Source organism: Stenotrophomonas sp. YJH_SMC_122 (assembly GCF_059369535.1).
In genome coordinates, this window is record NZ_JCAFST010000009.1 from 168,899 (window position 1) to 192,472 (window position 23,574).

General features: G+C 67.5%; 25 protein-coding genes. 10 read left to right on the forward strand and 15 right to left on the reverse strand.

The annotated features are described in order from the left end of the window. Positions 1 to 9 precede the first annotated feature (9 nt). From AC5P66_RS13750 to AC5P66_RS13795, 10 genes are all read right to left on the reverse strand, one after another. Positions 10 to 726: a haloacid dehalogenase-like hydrolase gene (locus AC5P66_RS13750; protein WP_049415408.1), complete on the reverse strand. Its 717-nt coding sequence runs from the start codon at positions 724 to 726 to the stop codon at positions 10 to 12. Then, a complete protein-coding gene (gene trpC, locus AC5P66_RS13755) occupies positions 723 to 1,517 on the reverse strand; it encodes an indole-3-glycerol phosphate synthase TrpC (RefSeq protein ID WP_099495306.1) in 795 nt (264 codons plus the stop codon). Before trpC ends, AC5P66_RS13750 begins: the two co-directional genes overlap by 4 nt. Positions 1,518 to 1,591: 74 nt before the next feature. Next, positions 1,592 to 2,623, reverse strand: a complete 1,032-nt coding sequence (trpD, locus tag AC5P66_RS13760; RefSeq protein ID WP_099495307.1) for an anthranilate phosphoribosyltransferase — start codon at positions 2,621 to 2,623, stop codon at positions 1,592 to 1,594. 16 nt (positions 2,624 to 2,639) lie between these two features. Further along, entirely contained in the window at positions 2,640 to 3,227 is a 588-nt protein-coding gene (locus tag AC5P66_RS13765; protein ID WP_049438875.1) for an anthranilate synthase component II, read from the reverse strand. Between the two features lie 2 nt (positions 3,228 to 3,229). Beyond that, positions 3,230 to 4,009, reverse strand: a complete 780-nt coding sequence (locus AC5P66_RS13770) for an SIMPL domain-containing protein (RefSeq protein WP_099495308.1) — start codon at positions 4,007 to 4,009, stop codon at positions 3,230 to 3,232. 67 nt (positions 4,010 to 4,076) lie between these two features. Then, positions 4,077 to 5,552 carry an anthranilate synthase component I gene (gene trpE, locus AC5P66_RS13775; protein WP_495216427.1) on the reverse strand — a complete coding sequence of 492 codons (1,476 nt, stop codon included), beginning with the start codon at positions 5,550 to 5,552 and terminating at the stop codon, positions 4,077 to 4,079. Positions 5,553 to 5,855: 303 nt separating this feature from the next. Beyond that, positions 5,856 to 6,791 (reverse strand): lipid kinase YegS, encoded by a 936-nt coding sequence (gene yegS / locus AC5P66_RS13780; RefSeq protein WP_049415427.1) that lies wholly within the window; start codon positions 6,789 to 6,791, stop codon positions 5,856 to 5,858. A 255-nt stretch (positions 6,792 to 7,046) separates the two neighbouring features. Beyond that, positions 7,047 to 7,529, reverse strand: coding sequence for a GNAT family N-acetyltransferase (locus tag AC5P66_RS13785; protein ID WP_049415430.1), 483 nt, complete (start codon positions 7,527 to 7,529; stop codon positions 7,047 to 7,049). A 12-nt stretch (positions 7,530 to 7,541) separates the two neighbouring features. After that, the gene (rpe, locus tag AC5P66_RS13790) at positions 7,542 to 8,219 is read right to left on the reverse strand and encodes a ribulose-phosphate 3-epimerase (RefSeq protein ID WP_019661514.1); all 678 of its coding nucleotides are present in this window, start codon (positions 8,217 to 8,219) and stop codon (positions 7,542 to 7,544) included. Positions 8,220 to 8,276: 57 nt separating this feature from the next. After that, on the reverse strand, positions 8,277 to 8,606 hold the full coding sequence (locus AC5P66_RS13795; RefSeq protein WP_049415432.1) for a J domain-containing protein: 330 nt from the start codon (positions 8,604 to 8,606) through the stop codon (positions 8,277 to 8,279). Between the two features lie 141 nt (positions 8,607 to 8,747). Here AC5P66_RS13795 and AC5P66_RS13800 point away from each other — a divergent pair, with 141 nt between their 5' ends. From AC5P66_RS13800 to AC5P66_RS13835, 8 genes are all read left to right on the forward strand, one after another. Beyond that, complete coding sequence (locus AC5P66_RS13800; RefSeq protein WP_049415440.1) at positions 8,748 to 9,674, forward strand: phosphoribosylaminoimidazolesuccinocarboxamide synthase; 927 nt, start codon at positions 8,748 to 8,750, stop codon at positions 9,672 to 9,674. Between the two features lie 141 nt (positions 9,675 to 9,815). Then, positions 9,816 to 10,301, forward strand: a complete 486-nt coding sequence (locus AC5P66_RS13805; protein ID WP_049415443.1) for an Mpo1 family 2-hydroxy fatty acid dioxygenase — start codon at positions 9,816 to 9,818, stop codon at positions 10,299 to 10,301. Between the two features lie 332 nt (positions 10,302 to 10,633). Continuing rightward, positions 10,634 to 13,462, forward strand: coding sequence for a monovalent cation/H+ antiporter subunit A (locus AC5P66_RS13810; protein ID WP_049438878.1), 2,829 nt, complete (start codon positions 10,634 to 10,636; stop codon positions 13,460 to 13,462). After that, the gene (locus AC5P66_RS13815) at positions 13,462 to 13,854 is read left to right on the forward strand and encodes a Na+/H+ antiporter subunit C (RefSeq protein WP_049415448.1); all 393 of its coding nucleotides are present in this window, start codon (positions 13,462 to 13,464) and stop codon (positions 13,852 to 13,854) included. Before AC5P66_RS13810 ends, AC5P66_RS13815 begins: the two co-directional genes overlap by 1 nt. Next, a complete protein-coding gene (locus tag AC5P66_RS13820) occupies positions 13,851 to 15,386 on the forward strand; it encodes a monovalent cation/H+ antiporter subunit D (protein WP_099485907.1) in 1,536 nt (511 codons plus the stop codon). Before AC5P66_RS13815 ends, AC5P66_RS13820 begins: the two co-directional genes overlap by 4 nt. Then, a complete protein-coding gene (locus AC5P66_RS13825) occupies positions 15,383 to 15,889 on the forward strand; it encodes a Na+/H+ antiporter subunit E (protein ID WP_049415453.1) in 507 nt (168 codons plus the stop codon). Before AC5P66_RS13820 ends, AC5P66_RS13825 begins: the two co-directional genes overlap by 4 nt. Then, complete coding sequence (locus AC5P66_RS13830; protein WP_005411334.1) at positions 15,886 to 16,170, forward strand: K+/H+ antiporter subunit F; 285 nt, start codon at positions 15,886 to 15,888, stop codon at positions 16,168 to 16,170. The genes AC5P66_RS13825 and AC5P66_RS13830 overlap by 4 nt, the downstream gene beginning before the upstream one ends. After that, entirely contained in the window at positions 16,167 to 16,556 is a 390-nt protein-coding gene (locus tag AC5P66_RS13835) for a Na+/H+ antiporter subunit G (protein WP_049415456.1), read from the forward strand. The genes AC5P66_RS13830 and AC5P66_RS13835 overlap by 4 nt, the downstream gene beginning before the upstream one ends. A gap of 48 nt (positions 16,557 to 16,604) precedes the next feature. Here the strand turns inward: AC5P66_RS13835 and AC5P66_RS13840 are convergent, their stop codons facing one another. After that, positions 16,605 to 17,570 (reverse strand): sodium:calcium antiporter, encoded by a 966-nt coding sequence (locus tag AC5P66_RS13840; protein WP_099495311.1) that lies wholly within the window; start codon positions 17,568 to 17,570, stop codon positions 16,605 to 16,607. Between the two features lie 72 nt (positions 17,571 to 17,642). Next, positions 17,643 to 18,299 carry a hypothetical protein gene (locus tag AC5P66_RS13845; RefSeq protein ID WP_099495312.1) on the reverse strand — a complete coding sequence of 219 codons (657 nt, stop codon included), beginning with the start codon at positions 18,297 to 18,299 and terminating at the stop codon, positions 17,643 to 17,645. A 125-nt stretch (positions 18,300 to 18,424) separates the two neighbouring features. On the opposite strand from AC5P66_RS13845, the gene AC5P66_RS13850 reads away from it, so the two are divergent. Beyond that, on the forward strand, positions 18,425 to 18,937 hold the full coding sequence (locus AC5P66_RS13850) for a hypothetical protein (RefSeq protein WP_099495313.1): 513 nt from the start codon (positions 18,425 to 18,427) through the stop codon (positions 18,935 to 18,937). A gap of 85 nt (positions 18,938 to 19,022) precedes the next feature. Here AC5P66_RS13850 and hmgA read toward each other — a convergent pair whose 3' ends face one another. Together hmgA and hppD are read right to left on the reverse strand one after the other, a co-directional pair. Further along, complete coding sequence (hmgA, locus tag AC5P66_RS13855) at positions 19,023 to 20,321, reverse strand: homogentisate 1,2-dioxygenase (protein WP_049415470.1); 1,299 nt, start codon at positions 20,319 to 20,321, stop codon at positions 19,023 to 19,025. Between the two features lie 85 nt (positions 20,322 to 20,406). Further along, complete coding sequence (gene hppD / locus AC5P66_RS13860; protein WP_180879589.1) at positions 20,407 to 21,519, reverse strand: 4-hydroxyphenylpyruvate dioxygenase; 1,113 nt, start codon at positions 21,517 to 21,519, stop codon at positions 20,407 to 20,409. A gap of 129 nt (positions 21,520 to 21,648) precedes the next feature. On the opposite strand from hppD, the gene AC5P66_RS13865 reads away from it, so the two are divergent. Then, positions 21,649 to 22,140, forward strand: a complete 492-nt coding sequence (locus tag AC5P66_RS13865; RefSeq protein ID WP_049438884.1) for a MarR family winged helix-turn-helix transcriptional regulator — start codon at positions 21,649 to 21,651, stop codon at positions 22,138 to 22,140. An 81-nt stretch (positions 22,141 to 22,221) separates the two neighbouring features. On the opposite strand, the gene AC5P66_RS13870 is transcribed toward AC5P66_RS13865, so the two are convergent. After that, complete coding sequence (locus AC5P66_RS13870) at positions 22,222 to 23,361, reverse strand: hypothetical protein (RefSeq protein WP_495216429.1); 1,140 nt, start codon at positions 23,359 to 23,361, stop codon at positions 22,222 to 22,224. Positions 23,362 to 23,574 lie beyond the last annotated feature (213 nt).

The following is a 23,574-nucleotide window of genomic DNA, read 5'->3' on the forward strand; positions in this document are numbered from 1 at the left end:
CTCCGCGCGTTACGCCTTGTCGCCGCCGCGATCCACGCATCCCCAGTTGAGGATGCGGGTGCCGACTGGCAGCACGCGGCGGAAGAACGCCACCCGCCCCGGCTTCGGGTTCACCACCACTGGCGCCTTGGCCGCCAGCAGCAGCGGCAGGTCGGCGGTGCTGTCGGAATAGGCGATATCGATGTCGCCATAGCCGCGCTCGCGCAGCATGCGCATCTTCTCTTCGTTGTGGCAGTGCCGGGTCGGGCCAACACCGCCCAGCCGCGGGCCGACCTCGGTGCCGATCACCGGCACGTCCTGATGGGCGACGAACGCCAGGATCGCCCGTGCCAGCTCCGGCGGCGCGCCGGTGGCGACCACCACGCGATCGCCCTTGGCGCGGTGCGCGGCGAACACCTCCAGCGCCTGCGGCAGCAGCTTGGCGCGCATCTGCGCCTGGTTGCGCAGCACGTAGGCATCGATGACCTTGTTGAAATCGCGCGCACGATGCAGGCCGAAGCTGCCGATCCACACGTAGACCGAAATGCCCGCGCGACGGGTCGGCAGCATCGCCACCATCGGCCCGGCAATCGGCGTGACCAGCAGCGCCGCCAGCATGCGCAACGGGTTGCGCTTGATCAGCGAGGCGAACAGGTGGGTACCCGAATCGCCGTCGTAGAGGGTGTGGTCGAAGTCGAAGACCACCAGCGGCGCATCCTCGCGCGGCGTCGGATAGTGCGTTGTCATGTTGCGAAGAATAGCTGACGCAGGCCCTCGCCCGGCTCTTCCACGCGCATGAAGGCCTCGCCGACCAGGAAGGCATGGATGCCTGCATCGCGCATCAGCGCCACGTCCTGCGGGCCGAGGATGCCGCTCTCGGTGACCAGCAGGCGGTCACGCGGCACGGCCTGCTGCATGCCCAGCGTGGTCTGCAGCGACACCTCGAACGTGCGCAGGTTGCGGTTGTTGATGCCGATCATCGGCGCCGGCACCTGCAGGGCGCGCTCCAGTTCATCGATGTCGTGCACTTCCACCAGCACGTCCATGCCCAACGACAACGCCAGTTCGGACAGCGTGGCCAGCTGGGTGTCGTCCAGCGCGGCGACGATCAGCAGGATGCAGTCGGCGCCCAGCACGCGCGCCTCGTACACCTGGTAGGCGTCGATGACGAAGTCCTTGCGCAGCACCGGCAGCGTGCAGGCTTCGCGGGCCTGCTGGAGGTAGGCGTCGGCGCCCTGGAAGAAGTCCACATCGGTCAGCACCGACAGGCAGCTGGCGCCACCGAACTCGTAGCTGACAGCGATGTCGGCCGGGCGGAAATCCGGGCGGATCACGCCCTTGGACGGGCTGGCCTTCTTCACCTCGGCAATCACCGCCGGGTCGCCGTTGGCCACGGCCGCCTGCAGCGCGCGCACGAAGCCGCGTACCGGCGGGGCGCTGGCCACGGCGGCCTGAAGCGCCTCGAGCGGGCGCTGGGCGCGGCGCTGGGCCACTTCTTCGGCCTTGCGGGCCAGGATCGTCTGCAGGATGTCGCTCATCGTCTTCGATTCGGTGCGGGGGCGCTGAGGACGGCCATTATCGGCCATCGACGGGGTCAGGCTGAACCGCGCGCTCAGGCAACCAGCGCGCGGGTGGTCTCCACATACTGCTGCAGGCGCTGGCGGGCGCTGCCATTGGCGATGGCGGCACGGGCGCGGGCCAGGCCGTCGCCGATGTCGCTGGCCACGCCGGCCACGTACAGCGCGGCGCCGGCATTGAGCGCGACGATGTCCAGCGCCGGGCCGGGCTCGTTGTCCAGCACCGCGCGCAGCATCTGGATGGACTGCTCCGGGCTGTCCACGCGCAGATTGCGGCTGGCCGACATGGGGATGCCGAAGTCCTCCGGGTGGATCTCGTACTCGCGCACTTTGCCGTCGCGCAGCTCGCCCACCAGGGTGCCGGCACCCAACGAGATCTCGTCCATGTTGTCGCGGCCCCAGACCACCATGGCGCGCTCGGTGCCCAGTTCGCGCAGCACGCGCGCCTGGATCCCCACCAGATCGGGATGGAACACGCCCATCAGCACCGACGGGGCGCTGGCGGGGTTGGTCAGCGGACCGAGGATATTGAAGATGGTGCGCACCCCCATCTCGCGCCGGACCGGCGCGACGACCTTCATCGACGGATGATGGATCGGCGCGAACATGAAGCCGATGCCGGTCTGCTCGATCGCTGCGGCCACCTGCGCTGGCTGCAGCTCGATGGCCGCGCCCAGTGCTTCCACCGCATCTGCGCTGCCGGACTTGGACGACACGCTGCGGTTGCCATGCTTGGCCACGCGCGCACCGGCTGCGGCGGCGACGAACATCGCGCAGGTGGAGATGTTGAAGGTGTGCGAGCCATCGCCACCGGTGCCGACGATGTCGACCAGGTGGGTGCTGTCGGCCACCGGCACCGCCAGCGCGAATTCGCGCATGACCGTGGCGGCGGCGGCGATCTCGTCGATGGTTTCCTTCTTCACGCGCAGGCCGGTGAGGATCGCGGCGGTCATCATCGGCGAGACGTCGCCGCGCATGATCTGCCGCATCAGGTCGACCATTTCGTCGAAGAAGATTTCGCGGTGCTCGATGGTGCGTTGCAGGGCTTCCTGGGGGGAGAAGCTCATGGGAATGCTCCTTGGATCAGGCCGCCGGGCGCTGCAGGAAATTGCGCAGCAGGGCGTGGCCGTGTTCGGTGAGGATGGACTCGGGGTGGAACTGCACGCCTTCCACCGGGAACTGGCGGTGGCGCAGGCCCATGATCTCTTCGATCGAGCCGTCGTCGTTCTCGGTCCAGGCGGTCACTTCCAGGCAGTCCGGCAGGCTGCTCTTGTCCACCACCAGCGAGTGGTAGCGGGTGGCCTGGTAGCGGTCCGGCAGGCCGGCGAACACGCCCTTGCCTTCATGGCGGATCGGCGAGGTCTTGCCGTGCATGATGTTGCCGGCGCGGATGACGGTGCCGCCGTAGACCTGGCCGATGCCCTGGTGGCCCAGGCACACGCCGAGGATCGGCGTGGTCGGGCCCAGGCGCTGGATCAGCTCCAGCGACACGCCCGCTTCGTTGGGCGTGCACGGGCCGGGCGAAATGACAATGCGCTCGGGCTTCTGCGCGGCGATCTCGTCCACGCTCATCGCATCGTTGCGCACCACCTTCACTTCGGCGCCCAGCGTCTGCAGGTACTGCACGAGGTTGTAGGTGAAGCTGTCGTAGTTGTCGATCATCCACAACATGGTCAGGTTCCGTCGCTTATCAGGAAAATGGCGTATACGTTTTCGGTGTAGGTGATGGGGCCGGCTTCCACCGACTCGCGCAGGCGCGAGCCCGTGGTCTCGATGCTGTTCATCGGTGCCTCGGGCGAGGGCGGCGAGGGCGGCGTCACCATGTCGTCGCTTCTGGGCCAATTGCCCGCCTGCACGCCATAGGCAAAGTTCGGCGCCACATCGGAAATGCTGTACAGCCCGCGCAGCTGGGTGCCGTAGGCCTCGGCCAGGCCCTGCGCAGACTGGCGGGTCTTGGCCGCCGCCTCGCCCTTGAGCTCGCGGCGCAGCGCCACTTCGCCCGAATAAGTCGGGGCAATGCTGCTCACCTGTACGTTCTCGTCGGCCTTCAACGCACCCAGCACATCCTGCATCGCCTTCACGCTGGCAAAGCTGGCGCGCAGCTGGCGTGACACGCGGGTGCCGATGAAAACCTGCCGGTTCTGCTCATAACGCGAGGCAGGACCAATCCGCAGGTTGTCCGCGCGCACGCTGCCTTCCACCGCCTTGTGCTGCTTGAACAGTGCCAGCACGCGGGCAACGTTGCCCTGCACGCGGCGGCGCGCGGCGTCGGCATCCATGTCGGTCTCTTCGATGTTCAACTGCAGGCCGAACCGGTCCGGCATCACCACGCGACGCGCCTCGCCCTTCACCAGCAGGTGCGGCTGCGACGGAATGGTATTGGCCTGCGCCCACGCAGACGGGGCCATCGTGGCCAGCAGTGACGACCACAGCAATGCGCTCAGCAGCTTCATGCGGTACTCCTTGTCTTGAATGGGAACAGCGGACGGTGCCGCGGCGCAGGCCACGGCACGGGGAGGATCACAGGCCCTTGGCGGCCTGGGCGACGGCGCGGAACAACGCGCGGCCCTTGTTCATCGTCTCGTCCCATTCCTTGTCCGGGTCCGAGTCGTAGACGATGCCGGCGCCGGCCTGCACGTACAGGCGGCCGTCCTTGATCACCGCGGTGCGGATCGCGATCGCGGTATCGGCATCGCCGTGCCAGCCGATGTAGCCGATGCTGCCGGCGTAGACATTGCGCTTGATCGGTTCCAGCTCGCGGATCACTTCCAGCGCGCGGATCTTCGGCGCGCCACTGACCGTGCCGGCGGGGAAGGTGGCACGCAGCACGTCGGCGTAGCTCAGGCCCGGCTGCAGCTGCCCGGTCACTTCGCTGACGATGTGCATGACGTGGCTGTAGCGTTCGATCACGAACTGCTCGCCCACTTCCACGGTGCCGGCCTTCGAGACACGGCCGGCATCGTTGCGGCCGAGGTCGATCAGCATCAGGTGCTCGGCGCGCTCCTTCGGATCGGCCAGCAGCTCGGCTTCCAGCGCCAGGTCCTGCTCGGGCGTGGCGCCACGCGGGCGGGTGCCGGCGATCGGGCGCACGGTGACTTCGCCATCCTGAAGGCGTACCAGGATTTCCGGCGAGGAACCGACCACCTGCAGGTCGCCGACATCCAGGAAATACATGTAGGGCGACGGGTTCAGTGCACGCAGCGCGCGGTACACATCCACCGGGCGCGCCTTGAACGGCACGCTCAGGCGCTGGCTGAGCACCACCTGGAAGATGTCACCGGCGCGGATGTACTCCTTGCTGCGCTGGACCGCATCGACGAAGCCTTCGCGGGTGAAACCGGAGACGAAATCCGATTCGTCCAGCACGTCGCTGTTGAGCGGTGAGGGATAACCGGCGCCCGGTGCACGCAGCTTGGCAGTCAGTGCATCCAGGCGCGCCTGCGCCTGCTCGAAGGCACCGTCGACACGCGGGTCGGCATGCACGATCAGGTACAGCCGGCCCTTGAGATTGTCGAACACCGCCAGCTCGTTGGAATCCAGCAGCAGGATGTCCGGCGTGCCCAACTCATCGCGGCCGGCCGGCGGGGCCAGGCGCGGCTCGATGTAGCCGATGCACTCGAAACCGAACCAGCCGACCAGGCCACCGGTGAAGCCCGGCAGGCCGTCCAGCTTCGGCACCGAGTGGGCGCTGCGCAGCGCCTCGACTTCGGCGAACGGGTCGGCCACTTCGCGGGTGTCCACCACCTGGCCGTCTTCGCGCACGGTCAGCGTGTGACCATGGAAGGCGTACACGCGACGCGCCGGCAGGCCGATGATCGAGTAACGACCAAAGCGCTCGCCGCCTTCGACGGATTCAAACAGGTAGGTATTGGGGCCGTCGGCGAGCTTCAGATAGACCGAGAGCGGCGTGTCCAGGTCGGACAGCACTTCGCGGACGACGGGAATGTGGGTGTGGCCTTCAGCGGCCTGCTGCTGAAACTGAGCGTGCGAGTTCAAGACGACTTTCCTTCCGGGACACAGCGTTATGGGGGCGGACGACGGCAACGGGCCACCATCGCCACCAACGGCGTGCGGAAGAAAGAGTATGCGGGGTCGTCAGGCTGGACACCCCTTGACTGTATCGCAGCTTGCGCGGCAGGGGAACCCTGGGAAACTGAACCACGGCACGGCCGGGCCGGCCACGGTCACCGGTGGCGGCGACCGGCGCGGGAACCGGTAGAGTCGACTGTCAGTCGACTTGCGCGCGTAGCGCGGGGTTTTACGCCGTCGGAACGAAGAGCAGTCGACTAACAGTCGACCCTACCCCTGCCCGGCCAGCAACGGGCAACCGACCGGCAGATGCATCCGCACCCGGCCCGGCACGCACTCGATGCGGAACCGGTGGGCCTGCACCGGTTCGCCGTCCAGATTCAGGGTCAGCGCCTTGGGCGCGTCGATCTGCAACCACGACAGCCGCGCCCGCGTGGCCAGCTGTTCCAGTGCGGCCTGGGTACCGGACTTCAGCATCTGGCCGAGGGTGGCGGTGACCTCGCCTTCCAGCTCCGGCAGCACGGTGACATCCAGCAGCCCATCGTCGATCAGCGCCTGCGGGCACAGCTGCTGGCCGCCACCGGCCTGGCGCCCGTTGCCGATGCCCAGCGCGATGAAGTCACCTTCCCAGGCGAAGTCCGGGCCGGACAGGCGCGCGTTGATCGGCTCGATGCGGCCGAGCTTGGCGATACCGGTAATGACGTAGGCCAGCCCACCCAGCATCTTCTTCAGCCCGGCATCGGTCTCCACGGTGACCTGCGTGCCGAAGCCGCCGCTGGCGAGATTGGCGCACCACCATTGCGTGCCATCGGCGTCCACGCGCAGAAGATCGATCGCATGCGGGGTCGCCTGCCCGATCAAGGCGAAGGCCTCCTTCGGCTCAGTGGGAATGCCGGCGGCAGTCGCGAAATCGTTGGCGGTCCCCATCGGAATCAGCGCCAGCGAAGGCAGCGCTTCTGCCGGTTCCTCACGATGGGCCAGCGTCTCGGCCACCGCGCTGAGCGTGCCATCGCCACCGGCGGCCACGATCACGTCCACGCCATGATCGATGGCCTCGGCCACGTAGCGTTCGGCGTCGCCGTCTTCCCAGGTCACCCGCACCTCCAGCTGCACGCCCTGCCCGCGCCAATGGCCAACGGCGTCGCGCAGTTCATCGTTGCCAGCCGATTTGCCGTTGAGGATCAGGCGCCAGCGCGGGGTGGTCATGCGGTACTTCCAGGACAGGGCGGCACAGGCTAGCAATGCGCTGTTTGTCCGCGGTGAATGTCACGCAGGTGTCATTCAGCTGCTGGAGAATGGAAGGCCATAGCAGGGACGACGGATGGAGGCAGGATCAGCCTCCCACGCATGCAGCGAGGCCACGCCAGTGATTGGCGTGGCTTTTTTTTTTGGGGGGGGTACGCAGGGAGTGCGAACCAAGGTTCGCACCCACCGGGTCGCGGTTCGCAGCCACCACACGCCTCACCCGTTGGCGAAATCGTGCAGCGCCTGACCCTGCAGCCGGTACACGGTCCACTCGTCCTGCGGTTTGGCACCGGCGGCGGTGTAGAACTCGATGGCCGGAGTGTTCCAGTCCAGCACCGACCATTCGAAACGGCCGCAGCCTTCGGCCACGGCCTGGCGTGCGATGTACTTCAGCAGCGCCTTGCCGGCACCCACGCCACGCTTTTCCTGGCTGACATAGAGGTCTTCCAGGTAGATGCCCTTGCGGCCCAGCCAGGTGGAATAGTTGTAGAAATACACCGCATAGCCGATCGCTTCACCATCGGCTTCGCAGATCAACGCCCGCGCCGTGGCATCGGGTCCGAACAGGCTCTCGGCGATGCCGATCTCATCGGTCTGCACCGAATGCTCGGCCCTCTCGTAGATGGCCAGCTCGCGGATGAAATGCAGGATCAGGCCAGCATCGGCCACGGTGGCCGGGCGGATGTTCAACACGGCCACCGTACTCATGGCTCAGCCCCGTGCCGCAGCGACGTTGGCGCGCATCTGCGCGATCACGTCCTGGTAGCTGGTCCTGGCGTTGAAGATGGCCGAACCGGCGACAAAGGTGTCGGCGCCCGCGGCAGCAATCTCGCCGATGTTGTCGGCCTTCACGCCGCCGTCGATCTCCAGGCGGATGTCCTTGCCGCTGGCGTCGATCATCTTGCGCACCACTTTCAGCTTGTCCAGCGCCGAGGGGATGAAGGCCTGGCCGCCGAAGCCCGGGTTGACCGACATCAGCAGCACCAGGTCCAGGTCATCCAGCACCCAGTCCAGGATGTCCACCGGGGTGGCCGGATTGAGCACGATGCCCGGCTTGCAGCCCAGCGAGCGGATCAGCTGGATGGTGCGGTGCACGTGGCGGCTGGCCTCCGGGTGGAAGCTGATGTAGGTGGCACCGGCTTCGGCGAAGTCCGGAATGATGCGGTCCACCGGCTCGACCATCAGGTGCACGTCGATCGGCGCGGTCACGCCGTGCTTGCGCAGGGCCTGGCAGACCATCGGGCCGATGGTCAGGTTCGGCACGTAGTGGTTGTCCATCACGTCGAAGTGGACCCAGTCCGCGCCAGCGGCGAGGACGTTGTCGACTTCCTCGCCGAGGCGGGCGAAGTTGGCGGACAGGATGGAGGGGGCGATGAGGCAGTTGGACATGGCCGGGGCCTTCGGAACGGGGAAAGGGTTCTCCCGCCCGCAGGCGGGACTGTGAGATCAGCGCTTGCGCAGGGTCTTGATGCGGTCGTAGGCGGCGTTGATGCGCCGCGACTTCTGCTCGGCCTGCTGCTGCAGCTCGGGGGCGGCGCCGCCCAGCTTGTCGGGGTGGTACTGGGAGATGAGCCTGCGGTAGGCGCGCTCGATCTCGGCATCGGTCGCCTCGGAGGTCAGCCCCAGCTCCCGATACGGGTTCTCCTTGTTCAGGCGGAACCAGTCCGAGTCGAAGGCATGGCCGATCAACAGGCCGACCACCGCGCCGAACAGCGGATTGGGCCGGAACAGCAGGGCGCCGGCGATGAATCCGAGCAGTTTTCCGTACCAGCGCATGGCGCTCCGGGGTCGACCGACGAAATGGACGCTCATTTTACGTCACAGCGGGCCCGGACCGCTTTACACTAGGCCGCCCGCTGGTCAGCGGGCCCGCCGGGTCCGTTGGGCAGCCGTATCGACAACGCCCCAGGAGTGCCCGTGCCAACCACGCTGTTGCAATCCGATCTCCCCGGCCTGCCCTTGCGCCATCGCGGCAAGGTGCGTGATGTGTTCGATATCCCGCGCGAGCGGCTGCCTGCAGGGACCCCACCGGGCGACTACCTGCTGATGGTCGCCACCGATCGCCTGTCGGCGTTCGACGTGGTGCTGCCCGACCCGATTCCGGGCAAGGGCGAGATGCTCTGCCAGGTCTCCAACTTCTGGTTCGCCAAGACCGCGCACCTGATGCCCAACCACCTGACCGGCATCGAGGTGGCCAGCGTGCTGCCCGAAGGCGTGGACCCGGCGCTGTACGCCAAGCGCGCGGTGGTCACCCGCAAGCTGAAGCCGGTGCCGGTGGAAGCGATCGCCCGCGGCTACCTGATCGGCAGCGGCTGGAAGGATTACCAGCGCACCGGCAAGGTCAGCGGCATCGACCTGCCCGACGGCCTGCGCCAGGCCGAACAGCTGCCCGAGCCGATCTTCACACCCTCGACCAAGGCCGCGGTCGGCGACCATGACGAGAACATCGATTTCGACGCGATGGTGAAGCAGGTCGGTGCGGAACTGGCCGAGCGGGTGCGCGACGCCACCCTGCGCATCTACAAGTTCGCCGCCGATTACGCCCGCGAGCGCGGCATCATCCTGGCCGACACCAAGTTCGAGTTCGGTACCGACGCCGATGGCCGGCTGTACATCATGGACGAGATGCTGACGCCGGATTCGTCGCGTTACTGGCCGGCCGACGAGTACGAAGTGGGCACCAGCCCGCCGAGCTACGACAAGCAGTTCGTGCGCGATTACCTGGAGACGCTGGACTGGGGCAAGACCGCCCCGGGTCCGAACATCCCGGCCGACATCATCGAGCGCACCCGCGCCAAGTACGCCGAGGCGCTGCAGCGCCTGGCCGGGATCAGCGTCGACTGATCCGCCTGCGCCCCCCGGCCGGAAAGGCTGGGGGGTGCGTTCGGTAGTGCCGGCCGCTGGCCGGCAACCTCATGAACTCGGCTATGCTCTGGATTGCCGGCCAACGGCCGGCACTACCGTTGTCCGAGGAAGCAACGCAGCATGCAGACATCCACCGAGCTTGCGCGGCCGATCGACCGCTATTTCGCCAGCTATTCCGACGACCATCGCAACGTGATCAACCAGCGCATCCACGTGGTGGCGGTGCCGGCGATCCTGTGGTCGGTGGTGGCCCTGCTGTGGTGCCTGCCACCGCTGATCACCTGGTTCCAGTACGGCATCTGGGCGGCGTTCGCGATGTTCAGTGCCTGGTGCTTCTACAACAAGCTGTCGCGCCCGCTGGGCATCGGCATGCTCATCCAGTTCTTCGTGTTCGGCTGCCTGTGCCGCCTGCTGGAGGCCGAGATCGGCCTGCAGGCGCTGCGCTGGCTGGCCGTGGGCGTGTTCGTGGTGGCCTGGATCGCGCAGTTCATCGGCCACAAATTCGAGGGCCGCAAGCCAAGCTTCCTGACCGACCTGACCTACCTGCTGATCGGCCCGGCCTGGGTGATGGCCAAGTTCTACCGCAAGCTGGACTGGCGCTACTGATCTGCCGGCGGCCGACAGCGGCCATCGTTTCCTGAACGAGCGGAATCCGTCACCCACACTCCACGGCGGCCCTGCCAGCCTGCGCCGGTGAATCGCCCCCACGTCCCGCCCGTCGACGGCAGCCCCTGTGCGACAGGGCCTGCGGTCTCCCTGCGTGGGCCTAGGGTGTCCCCCGAGGGCAACCGGGGAGGGACTGCAGGAACGTGATGTTGCGCCGCAGAAAAAATGAATCAGCGAACGTTACATGCAGTTGATCGCTGTTCGATGGGTTTCGGCGACATTTCGCAGCCTGTTATTCTCCCTGACCTGCTCGTGAATCATGGATTCCCTGCATGCTCCCCAGCCTGCCCCTGCTGCTGGCCCTGCCGTTCCTGATGGCAGCGGCTGTCGCGGCCTTCCCCCGTAGTTCGCGCTCGACCGCTGCCTGGCTGGCGGCACTGGCGCCGTTGGGCGGGCTGGCCATCCTCGGCTGGCTGACCCCGGCGGTGCTCGATGGCCAGGTGGTCCGCACCCTGGTTCCTTGGCTGCCACAGATCGGCCTGGACTTCACCCTGCGCCTGGACGGGCTGGCCTGGATGTTCGCCGGGCTGGTGCTCGGCATCGGCGCCCTGGTGGTGCTGTATGCGCGCTACTACCTGAGCCAGCAGGACAACGCGCACCGCTTCTACTGCTACCTGCTGCTGTTCATGGGCGCCATGCTGGGCATGGTGCTGTCGGGCAACCTGCTGTTGCTGATGGTCTTCTGGGAAATGACCAGCATCAGCTCGTTCCTGCTGATCGGCTTCTGGTCGCACCGCCAGGACGCCCGCGAAGGCGCGCGCATGGCGCTGGTGATCACCGGCGGCGGCGGCCTGGCACTGCTCGGTGGCGTGCTGCTGATCGGCCGCATCGTCGGCAGCTTCGACCTGGACGTGGTGCTGGCCGCCGGCGAGCAGATCCGCGCCAGCGCGCTGTACCCGTACGCCCTGTTCCTGGTGCTGGCCGGCATCTTCACCAAAAGCGCGCAGTTCCCGTTCCACTTCTGGCTGCCGCACGCGATGGCCGCGCCGACCCCGGTCTCGGCCTACCTGCACTCGGCCACCATGGTGAAGGCCGGGGTGTTCCTGCTGGCGCGGCTGCATCCGGCGCTGGCCGGCAGCGACCTGTTCTTCTATACGGTCAGCGGCATCGGCGCGCTGACCCTGCTGATCGGTGCCTGGAACGCGATCTTCCAGCACGACCTGAAAGGCCTGCTGGCGTACTCGACCATTTCCCACCTGGGCCTGATCACCCTGCTGTTCGGCCTGTCCACGCCGATGGCGGTGGTCGCCGGCGTGTTCCACATCCTCAACCACGCCACCTTCAAGGCCTCGCTGTTCATGGCCGCCGGCATCATCGACCACGAAACCGGCACCCGCGACATGCGCAAGCTGGGGGGGCTGCGCAGGCTGATGCCGTTCACCAGCGCGCTGGCGATCATCGCCTCGCTGGCGATGGCCGGGATCCCGCTGCTCAACGGCTTCCTGTCCAAGGAAATGCTGTTCGCCGAAGCGATTACGGCCGGCGGCCCGGGCATCATGCGCACGGCGGTGTCGATCGCTGCGTTGCTGGCAGGCGTGTTCGGCGTGGCGTACAGCCTGCGCTTCGTGCACGACACCTTCTTCGGCGCTGGCCCGCACGACCTGGACCGCGTGCCCCACGAGCCGCCGCGCTGGATGAAGGTGCCGGTGGAGCTGCTGGTGGTGATCTGTGTGGCGGTGGGCGTGGCACCCGCACTGACCGTAGCGCCGGTGCTGCATGCCGCTGCGGCCTCGATCCTCGGCACCGCCATGCCCGAATACAGCCTGGCGGTGTGGCACGGCTTCAACCTGCCGCTGGCGATGAGCGCGATCGGCGTGGTCGGTGGCGTGGCGCTGTACTTCGGCCTGCGCAGGCTGATCAACCTGCATGCCGTGACCAATGTCAGCACGGGCCGCAATGTGTTTCACGCCCAGCTGGACGCTGTGTCCGCGCTGGCCATGCGCCTGACCAGCGGCATCGCCAACGGCAGCCTGCAGCGCATGCTGCTGGGCCTGGTGCTGGTGGCGATCGTGGTTGCCGCGGCGCCGTTCGTGGCCAACCCAGCCTCGCCGAACTGGACCGCGCCGCAGCCGATTCCGCTGCTGGGCTGGGCCCTGTGGCTGGTGATGATGGCCTGCGCGGTCGCCACCCTGCGCATCTACAAGCAGCGCCTGCTGGCGGTGCTGCTGGTCGGCGGCGTCGGCCTGATGGTGGCGCTGACCTTCGTGTTCCTGTCCGCGCCCGACCTGGCCCTGACCCAGCTGCTGGTGGAGATGGTGACGCTGGTGCTGATGCTGCTGGGCATGAACTACCTGCCGGCGCAGTCCGGGCCGGAGCGGCCGCGCTGGCGCAAGCGCCGCGACGCGGTGATCGCGATCATCGCCGGTGCCGGGCTTGGCGCGCTGGCCTATTCGGCGATGACCCTGCCGCCGAACACCATGGCCGGCGAGCTGCTCGCCCGCGCGTTGCCCGAGGCCTACGGCCAGAACGTGGTCAACGTGATCCTGGTCGACTTCCGTGGCTTCGATACCTTCGGCGAGATCACCGTGTTCGGCATCGCCGCGCTGGTGGTGCATGCGCTGCTGCGGCGTACGCGGATGGCGCCGGAGCAGATCATGCCCGGCCCGCCGATCAAGCTGCCGGTACCGGCCGACCTGGCGCAGATCATGTTCCCGCTGACCCTGACCGTGTCGATCTTCCTGTTCCTGCGCGGGCACAACGCACCGGGTGGCGGCTTCATCGCCGGCCTGGTCTTGGCAGTGCCGCTGCTGATCCAGTACGTGATCCAGGGCACTGCATCGGTGGAGTCGCGCTTCGGCTTCGACTACATCCGCTGCATCGGCATGGGCCTGCTGATCGCCCTGCTCAGCGGCAGCGCGTCGATGCTGTTCGGCGTGCCGTTCCTGACCAGCGGCCATCTCGACCTGCACCTGCCGCTGATCGGCGAGGTACCGCTGGCCAGCGCAATCGGCTTCGACATCGGCGTCTATCTGGTGGTGTTCGGCGGCGCCATGCTGATGCTGTCGATGATGGGCACGATCAAGCCGTCGCGTACCCGCACCGCCCGCAAGGGTGAGATCGACCTGCAACGCCGTTCGGCCCGCACCGGGGAGATGCACTGATGGAACTGGCCCTGGCTACCGCGATCGGCGTGCTGACCGCCATCGGCATCTACCTGCTGCTGCGTGCACGCAGCTTCGATGTGATCCTCGGCATGACCTTCCTGTCCTACGCCACCAACCTGCTGATCTTCGCCGGCGGCCGGGTGGTGCTGGGCAAGGCGCCGGTGCTGCAGGAAGGCGTGGACAGCCACCTGGGCAACTACACCGACCCGCTGCCACAGGCGCTGGTGCTGACCGCGATCGTGATCGCATTCGCGATGACCGCGGTGAGCATTGTGCTGGCCATGCGCAGCCGCAGCGACAACCACAGCGACCACGTGGATGCGCACGAGCCGGATGACGACCTCCAGGATGGAAGCGTGCCGCCGCGCCAGGGCGAGGACCGCGCATGAACCATCTGGTGATCCTGCCCATCCTGATTCCGCTGCTGGGTGCCGCGCTGTCGCTGTTCGTCGAACACCGCCGCTATGGCCCCAGGGTGCAGCGGGCGGTGGCCTGGACCGCGCTTTCGGCGCTGGCGCTGGCAGTCGGCCTGCTGTTTGCCACCACTGCCAGTGGTGAAATCAACGTCTACCTGCTTGGCGACTGGCCGTCGCGGCTGGGCATCGCGCTGGTGGCCGACCGGCTGTCGGCGTGGATGCTGCTGACCACCCTGCTGCTGGCCATTCCCTGCCTGCTGCACGCCTGCTCGGGCTGGGACCGCCGCGCGCCGCACTTCCATGCGCTGTTCCAGTTCCAGCTGGTCGGCCTCAACGGCGCGTTCCTGACCGGCGACATCTTCAACCTGTTCGTGTTCTTCGAGGTGATGCTGATCGCCTCCTACGGCCTGCTGCTCAGTGGTGGCCGCGGCCTGCGCATGCGCATCGGCCTGCACTACGTGGTGTTCAACGTCACCGCCTCGACCCTGTTCCTGGTCGCGCTGGGCCTGCTGTATGCCTCGCTGGGCTCATTGAACATGGCCGAGCTGTCGCAGCGCATCGCCGAGGTACCGCCGGCACAGCTGACCCTGGTGAAGGCGACCATGGGCCTGTTGCTGCTGGTGTTCTGCGCCAAGGCCGCGCTGATGCCGCTGTACCTGTGGCTGCCGGAAGCCTATTCGCGCGCACCGGCGGCGGTGGCGGCGCTGTTCGCGATCATGACCAAGGTCGGCCTGTACTCGGTGCTGCGCATCCAGATGCTGTGGTTCGGCGACGATGCCGGCGCGATGGCCGGCTATGGCCGCGACTGGCTGCTGTGGGCCGGCGTGGCGACGCTGGTGCTGGGCGGCCTCGGCGCGCTGGCCGCCACCCGCCTGCGCGTGCTGATCTCCTACCTGGTGATCGTGTCGGCGGCCACGCTGTTCATCGCCTTCTCGGTGGGCACGCCACAGGTGCTCTCGGCGGGCCTGTACTACCTGCCGCACAGCAGCTTCGTCGCTGCCGCGCTGTTCCTGGTTGCCGACCTGATCCGTCGCCGCCGTGGTGGCGCCAGCGACCGCAAGGAAGTGGTCGCGCCGATGCCGGGCAAGGAGACGCCCGCCGTGCTGTTCCTGATCGGCGCGGTGTCGGTGGCCGGCCTGCCGCCGCTGTCCGGCTTCCTGGCCAAGGCCGCGCTGCTGGCCGGCATGCCGGCGCAGTACACCGCCCCGGTCTGGACCGCTGTGCTGGTCAGCAGCCTGCTGGTGATCATGGGCCTGACCCGGGGGGGCATCCGCCTGTTCTGGCGCGTGCCACCGATTGATCCGGAGGCACCGAAGCCGCGCAAGGCTCCCCTGCGCCGGGTAGAGCTCTATGCCGCCTGCCTGCTGCTGGCCTACGGCATCGGCATGACCCTGGCCGCTGCACCGTTGATGCGCTACACCGACGCCACCGCCGCACAGCTGCTGCACCCCAGCGAGTACGTGCAGCAGCTGCGCGCGACCACGCCGGAGATCCGCCAGCCATGACTGCCCAGCGCTCCCTGTTCCGTCGCCTGATTCCGTCGCCGATGCTCAGCATCATGGTGGTGGCGTTCTGGCTGCTGATGTCCGACAGCTTCACCCTCGGCCAGATCGTGCTGGGCCTGCTGCTGGGCGTGGTGGTGCCGCTGTTCGCTGCACGCCTGGACCGCGAGTTCGCGCGCATCGGTACGCTGCGGCCGCTGCCCAGGCTGGTGTGCGTGACTCTGTGGGACATCCTGATGTCCAACATCCGTGTCGCCCTGCAGGTACTGGGGCCGGAGAAGAACATCCACCCCGGTTTCATCTGGCTGCCGCTGGACATCGCCAACATCCATGGCATCGCTGCGCTGACCAGCATGATCACGCTGACCCCGGGCACGGTCTCGGCCGCGCTCAGCGACGACCGCAAGTACCTGCTGGTGCACGTGCTGCACCTGGAGGACCCGCAGGACCTGATCGATACGATCAAGCGCCGTTACGAGGCGCCGTTGATGGAGATCTTCCCATGACCGGTTTTGAAGTCATCCAGACCACCCTGGTGGTGTGCATGCACGTGGTCGGCCTGGCGATGCTGCTGGCCACCTGGCGGCTGTTGCGCGGGCCGACCGTGCCCGACCGCATCCTCGCGCTGGACACGCTGTCGGTGACCGCGATCGCTGAGCTGATGCTGTTCGGCATGTACCTCAACTCGCCGATCTACTTCGAGGCGGCGCTGATCATCGCCATGCTCGGCTTCGGCAGCACCGTGGTGCTGAGCAAGTTCGTGCTGCGCCGGGACATCGTCGAATGATCACCGTGATCCAGATCGTTCTGTCGATCCTGCTGCTGTTCGGCTGCTTCTTCATCCTGGTCGGCGCACTGGGCCTGGTGAAGCTGTCCACCTTCTTCAAGCGCCTGCACGCACCGACCAAGGCCAGCACGCTGGGGGTGGGCTGCGTGCTGGTGTGCTCGGTCTGCTACCACATCTTCCTCGGCCAGGACCCGCAGCCGCGCGAGCTGCTGATCACCGTGTTCCTGTTCATCACCGCGCCGATCAGCGCGCACATGATGGCCAAGGCCGCGCTGTCGCTGCTGATGGAGACCCGCCCCAGCCTGCCGGGCAACGAGCGTGCCGCCGAGGAGCAGCTGCCGCCACCGGAACCGGTGCGGGAAGAAGAAACCACGCAGAACCGGTAGGTGCCGACCGCTGGCCGGCACGAACAGCAGCCGAGCGTGGGCTCGGCTCTACAGCGCCGGTGCGCCGACCAGCAGCAGTTCCAGCACGAACCAGCCTACGAACGCGACCAGCAGTATCCCGCCTTCGCCACGACTGATCTTCAGGTCGCCGCGCAGCATCGGGTAAAGCACCAGCGCAAACGCCAACAGCGCCGGCAGTTCCAGGCGCACGAACGAGGCCGGCAAGGCCAACGGCTGCAATACCGCCATCGCACCGATCACCAGCAGCAGATTGACCACGCTGGAACCCAGCACGTGGCCGAGCACCATGTCGCCATGCCCGCGACGCGAGGCGGCAATGGCGGTGGCCACCTCCGGCAGTGCGGTGCCGATCGCCACCGGCAACAGGCCGACCAGCAACGGCGTCCAGCCCAATGCGGCACCGAAGTCGGCGGCAGCACCCACCACCAGGCGCGCGCCCCAGTACAGGGTCAGTGCGGCGATCAGCACGCGCAGCACGTTCAACGGCAGGCTGGTGCGGCTCAGCGCGGATTCGGCGATGGCTGCCTGCACCTCGGCGCTCTCGACGCGGCTGCGGCGCAGCAACAGCACCTGCATGACGATGAAGCCCGCCACCAGCACGCCGCCTTCCCAGCGCACCAGGCGACCATCCAGACCGAACAGGATCAGCAGCACGCCGGCCGCCAGCAGCGACCACCACAGCACCGCCTGCAGGCGCGCGCGCAGCAGCAGGGGCGCGGCGATGGCGGCCACCGCCAGGGTCAAACCCAGATTGACGATGCTGCTGCCCACTGCATTGCCCAGTGCCAGCTCCGGTTGGCCGACCGCCAGCGCACGTGCGTTGACCGCCAGTTCCGGCAACGAGGTGGTCACGCCGAGCAGCAGCAGCCCGGCAGTGAACGGGCTGGCCCCGAAGCGCTGGGCCAGGCCAGAGACGGCCTTGACGATGGAGTCCCCGCCCAGTGCCAGCAGCAGCAGGCCGAGCAGGAACCAGGCAATGGCAATGGCGATCATCGAGCACTCCCCAGCAGTGGTGGCGCGATTCTACGCTTGGCCCGAGCGCATGGCTGGGCGGTGGATCAAGGATCAGCCACAGCCTTCCGCATAGTCGACCTGCGGGGTCTGCCCGACCCGCCAGGCACCCACCCGGCCATCGGCACCGAGCGCGAAGTCGATCACTGCCCCGCCCTCCTGCGCCGGCCGCACGCGCAGGTGCTGGGCCTTCTCGTCGTACTTGTCGGGACCGACGTCAGCGCGCTCGGGATACAGCACCTGCAGCTCGCCCAGGGTCATGCCGACCTTGCCGCCGCCCGGTGCGGTGATGGTGGCGCTGCGCACGTCGTAGCGCACCAGCTTGCGGCCTTCGATCATCAGCCGCGGGTCCTCAGCATCCTGCGGGCGCAGGAAGTAGCAGCCGTCGTTGCCGTCGTCGGCGGGCAGCGGCTTGCCGGCGGCATCGGTGCCCAGCCCCTGCAGTGGCGTGCCAAAACCACTGCGGACTTCGGCGATGCCGGTGCCCAGCTTCGCACCAGCGAAGCCGTCCAGGCGGGCTGGACTGTCCTTGCGGGGGTCGTTCGCCGGGCGGGCCGCCAGATCAGGATCCGTCGACTGGGCGGGACCGGTCGCCGAGGCGGTTTCCGCCGGGGTGTCGCTGCCGCTGCCGGCGGCGCCCTGCTTGTCCGGGCCGCCACTGCAGGCGGCGAGCGAAAGGAGCAACAGACCAGCAATCGGGAGGTGCTTCATCGGTGCGGTTCCCTGGCACGAAGGTAGCTGCACGCTAGCGCAGCGCGCGTGCAGAAGCTGCATTGTCATCGCGGTTTCATCGCCCTCGTTCAGGCTCGGCGTGCACCGACCTGGCTGTCCCTTCCATGCAACCGCGCAAGACCGAACTCGCCCGAACCGCGCTGCAGGCCCACCGCGCGCCGCTGGACATGCGCCAGCGCCGGTTGCTGATCCTGTGCGACGGCCAGCGCAGCATCACCGACCTGACCGTCCTGCTCGGCCAGGATGCGCCCGCGATGGTCATCCAGCTGGTGCAGGCCGGCTACCTGAGCACCGGTACCGGTGCCGCAGCCCCGCCACCGCCGCCGCCGGCAACACCTGCCACAGCGGCGGCCACAGCGGGCGAGCGCCGCCGCTCGCTGGTGGCTGCGCGCATCTACGTGCTGGGCATCCTGGAAATGCAACGCCACCCGCAGGCGGCGGCCTTGTTCCGCGACCTGCAGCAGGCCCGCGCGGAAAGCGACGTACTGCAGGTGCTGCAATCAGCGATGCAGATGCTGCCCGGACTGACTTCGGTGGGCTATTGCCAGCGTGTACGCCAACGCCTGCTGGAGGCGCTGCCGTTGGAGCACTGCGACGCGTTCGCCGAGGTGGCCTGAAGAAAAAAGGGGACGGAGGGGATTAAGTCGTTTCAAGCACACGTGCGCTGATTGCGGCTTAATCCCCTCCGTCCCCTTTTCCGGGTCAGCGGTAGTTGTTGCGCAGGCCGTTCCAGCACTGCTGGTAATCGCCCTGGCGGTGGCCGGCGGCCAGTGCCTGTGCGGTCGGGCGGATCACCGCGCGGGTCTCGAACATGAAGGCCATCGTGTCCTTGATCACGTCCGCCTTGGACAGATCGGCATTGGACGCCTTGTCGAAGGTCGGTGCGTCCGGGCCGTGGCCGCTCATGCAGTTGTGCAGCGACGCGCCGCCCGGCACGAAGCCTTCGGCCTTGGCATCGTAGGCGCCATGCACCAGGCCCATGAACTCGCTGGCGATGTTGCGGTGGAACCACGGTGGACGGAACGTGTTCTGCGCCACCAGCCAACGCGGCGGGAAGATCGCGAAGTCCATGTTGCTGGTGCCGGGCGTGTCGCTGGGCGAATGCAGCACCAGGAAGATCGACGGGTCCGGATGGTCGTAGCTGATCGAGCCAATGGTGTTGAAGCGGCGCAGGTCGTAACGGTACGGCGCGTAGTTGCCGTGCCAGGCCACCACGTCCAACGGCGAATGGTCGATCGGCGCACGCCACAGGCGGCCCTCGAACTTGGCGATCAGCTCGAAATCGCCATCGACATCCTCGAATGCGGCGTGCGGGGTTTCGAAGTCGCGCGGATTGGCCAGGCCGTTGGAACCGATCGGGCCAAGGTCGGGCAGCTTCAGCAGCGCACCGTAGTTCTCGCAGATGTAGCCGCGACTGGGGCCGTCCGGCAGCTCCACGCGGAACCGCACGCCACGCGGAATCACTGCGATCTGCTGCGGCTCGATCTCGATCACGCCCAGCTCGGTCAGCAGGCGCAGCGCGCCCAGCTGCGGCACGATCAGCAGCTCACCGTCGGCGTTGTAGAAGTAGCGGCCGACCATGTCGCGGTTGGCAGCGTAGAGGTGGATGCCCACGCCAGCATGCGCATCGGGCGAACCGTTGCCCCCCATCGTGTACAGGCCTTCGACGAAGTCGGTCGGCGACTCCGGCAGCGGCAGCGGACTCCAGCGCAGCTGGTTCGGCGAGGCCGGCTGTGCGCCGAAATCACAGTGCAGCTGCGACTGCGCGAACGGGGTGAACTCGCCATGGGTCACCGCCGGGCGGATCCGGTACAGCCAGCTGCGGCGATTGCTGCCGCGCGGCGCGGTGAAGGCGGTGCCGGTCAACTGTTCGGCGTACAGGCCGTGGGCCACCTTCTGCGGTGAGTTCTGTCCGACCGGCAGCGCGCCGGCGACGGCCTCGGTGGCGAACTCGTTGCCAAAGCCGGACTGGTAGCCACGGGCGGTGATGGCGGGGGACATGGGAACTCCAGAGATTGCCGGCCAGCGGCCGGCACTACCATTCGGACAGGCAATGTCGACCGGAAGCCGACATTGCCTGCAGACCTTACAGCACGCCGCGGCGGATCTGGTCGCGCTCGATGCTCTCGAACAGCGCGGTGAAGTTGCCTTCGCCGAAGCCCTCGTTGCCCTTGCGCTGGATGATCTCGAAGAAGATCGGGCCGATGCAGTTCTGGGTGAAGATCTGCAGCAGCTTGCGCTGATGGGTTTCCGGATCGGCATCGATCAGGATCTTGTTCCTGGCCAGGCGCGGCACGTCTTCACCGTGGTTCGGCACGCGCTGGTCGATCACGTCGAAGTAGGTCTCCGGGGTGTCGAGGAAGTCCACGCCCTGCGCGCGCATCGCTTCGACGGTCTCGTAGATGTTCTCGGTGAAGCAGGCGATGTGCTGGATGCCCTCGCCCTTGTACGCGTCCAGGTACTCGTTGATCTGGCTCTTCGGGTCGGACGATTCGTTCAGCGGGATGCGCACGATGCCGTCCGGCGCGGTCATCGCCTTGGACACCAGGCCGGTCTTCAGGCCCTTGATGTCGAAGTAGCGGATCTCGCGGAAGTTGAACAGGCGCTCGTAGTAGTCCGACCACTGCTGCATGTTGCCGAAGTACAGGTTGTGGGTCAGGTGGTCGATGAAGGTCAGGCCGAAGCCCACCGGGTGCAGGTCGGCACCGGCGATCGGCTCGTAGTCGCCGTCGTAGATGCTGCCGGCGCTGCCATAGCGGTCGACCAGGTACAGCATGCAGTCGCCGATGCCCTTGATGACCGGCGCGCTGACCGCCTTGCTGTCCGGCTTGAAGGCGATGGCTTCGGCGCCGTTGCCCAGCGCGGTCTGGTAGACCTCCTGGCCCGGCTTCTTGAAGCGGATGGCGAAGCCGCAGGCGCACGGACCGTGCTTTTCGGCGAAGTCGGCGGCGAACGAATCGGGGTCTTCATTGACCAGGAAGTTGACGTCGCCCTGGCGATAGACGGTAATCGGACGCTGCTTGTGCTTGAGCACCGCGCTGAAGCCCATCTTCCGGAAGTACTCGTGCAGCTCCTGGCCGCGGCCGGCCGGGGCGGCGAATTCGACGAACTCGAAGCCGTCGATGCCCATCGGGTTCTCGAAGGTGGTGACCTGCATGCCGGGGTTGGGGTGCGAGGTAGTCGGGACTGCGGTATTCATGGCGTGGCTCCGAATCGGTACCGCATCGGTACAAACCAGGTGCGGGCAGGTAGGGACCCGGCGAGAATGCAGGGTCTGGACCTCCCCCTTATAGTTACACTTGAAACCACCAGCAAGGTGCACCGCAACATGAGCCCCGATCCCGCCTCGACCCGCCTGCGTGCCTCGCACGTCCTGCTCGACCTGGAACAGTTCCTGCCGTACCGGCTGAGCGTGCTGTCCAACCGGGTCAGCGGCAACATCGCCAAGCTATACGGCGATCGTTACGGTCTGGCGATTCCCGAATGGCGGGTCATCACCATCCTGGCGCTGTACCCGGGTTCCTCGGCCAGCGAGGTCTCCGACCGCACGGCGATGGACAAGGTGGCGGTCAGCCGCGCCGTGGCCCGCCTGCTGGAGCGCGGCTTCATCAAGCGCGAGACGCATGGCGACGACCGCCGCCGCTCGGTACTGGCGCTGTCGGCCGCCGGTTTCGAGGTGTACGAGACCATCGCACCGATGGTGATCGAGATCACCCGCAAGCTGATGTCGGTGCTGAGCGAGGAGGAAGAGCAGGTGCTGGAAAAGCTGATCCTGCGCCTGGCCGGCGAAGGCCTGGAGCGGATGGGCCAAGGGGTCTGAAAGAAAAAAGGGGACGGAGGGGATTAAGCCGCAATCAGCACAGGTGTGCTCAAAGCGACTTAATCCCCTCCGTCCCCTTTTTCAGCTGAGGTGCTTGCGGCGTGCATGGATCCACGGCACCGCGAGCGCCGCGATGGCGCCGCCGGCGAAGCCGAGCGAGGCGGCCACCGTGGCCGCTTCGACCGCCCCCGGCAGCGCCAGCGCCGCCGCCACCAGCAGCAGCGAGGGCAGGCCGACGAAGGTACCCAGGAAGAAGTGCCAGCGCGGCGACCAGGTGTTGAGCTGCAGCAGGCTGACCGGCTGCCAGGCGTCGGAGGCGGCGTCCTCGGCGATCTTCGCCACCGCCTTGGCCAGGTCCACTTCGGGCAGCGCGCGGCCCAGGCGTGCGCTGGCCAGCAGTTCGGCCACCGCCTCCACCGGCGGGAACGTGGCCGGCCACGCCACCGGCGCCGGCACGCCGTAGGCGGTCAGCAGCGGCACGCTCAGCCACGGCGCCACCAGCGGCCGCATGCGGCGGTGGCCGTGCACGCACCAGATCTGCGGCTGGCCGTGCGCGGTGACGTTGTACAGCGCCAGTTCGTTGGCCGGCGGATAGCCCAGCATGGTCACCCGCGCGGCCAGACTGTCCTGGCCCATCGCGCGCAGGAAGCCCGGGCGGCTGCGGCCTTCCTGCATCCACGCCAGGCCCAGCGCACCCACCAGATACGCCTCGGCGACGTCCTTGCTGCCGGCCGTGGCGCGCTCGTCACTGGCCAGGTACCAGGCCAGCGACTTGGGTTCGGCAACATCCTCCAGGCCCCATCGGCTGTCATCCCCCAGCACGTGCCGCACCGGCAGACGGGCAGGCGCGGTTTCGCCACGCTCCCCGGTCTGCAGGAAGGGCAGCACGCCCTGGATGAAGGTGGACAGCTCGATCGCGCGCGCGCCGTGCCCCTGCCATTCCGGCGGCAGCAGCCCGGCCAGCTGGCCTTCGGCGGCCATCGCATCAAGGCGCGCCTTCTGTTCGACCAGCTTCTGCACAGCGCCCTTCAACACCACGTTGTCGGGCAGCGCGATCTGCGGCAGGCGGTGGCGGGGCGGGGCCAGTTCGACGGTTTCCTCGCCGGTGCCGGCGTCGTCCAACAGGGTTTCCTGCGCCGGCAAAGTCACGCCCTCGCCGGCCCCACCCTCGGCCAGGTGGCTGGCAGGTTCGGCCAATCGTTCGGCGTGGTCGCTGTGCATGGGCGTTCCGGTAGGTTGCGTCGACGAGGCGTCGACCGAGGTCCTTGCCGGTAACGGCGTACATGCAGTGAAGTTGAGACGCCGATTCGAAGAGTGTGACGGCGCGCGCAGTAGATTCGCGCGGGCGTGGATGCACTTCTGTGCCGACCAACGGTCGGCACCCACCGGGGTTGGCGGCCAGCGGTCGGCACCCACCAGAGCATGCCGGCCAGC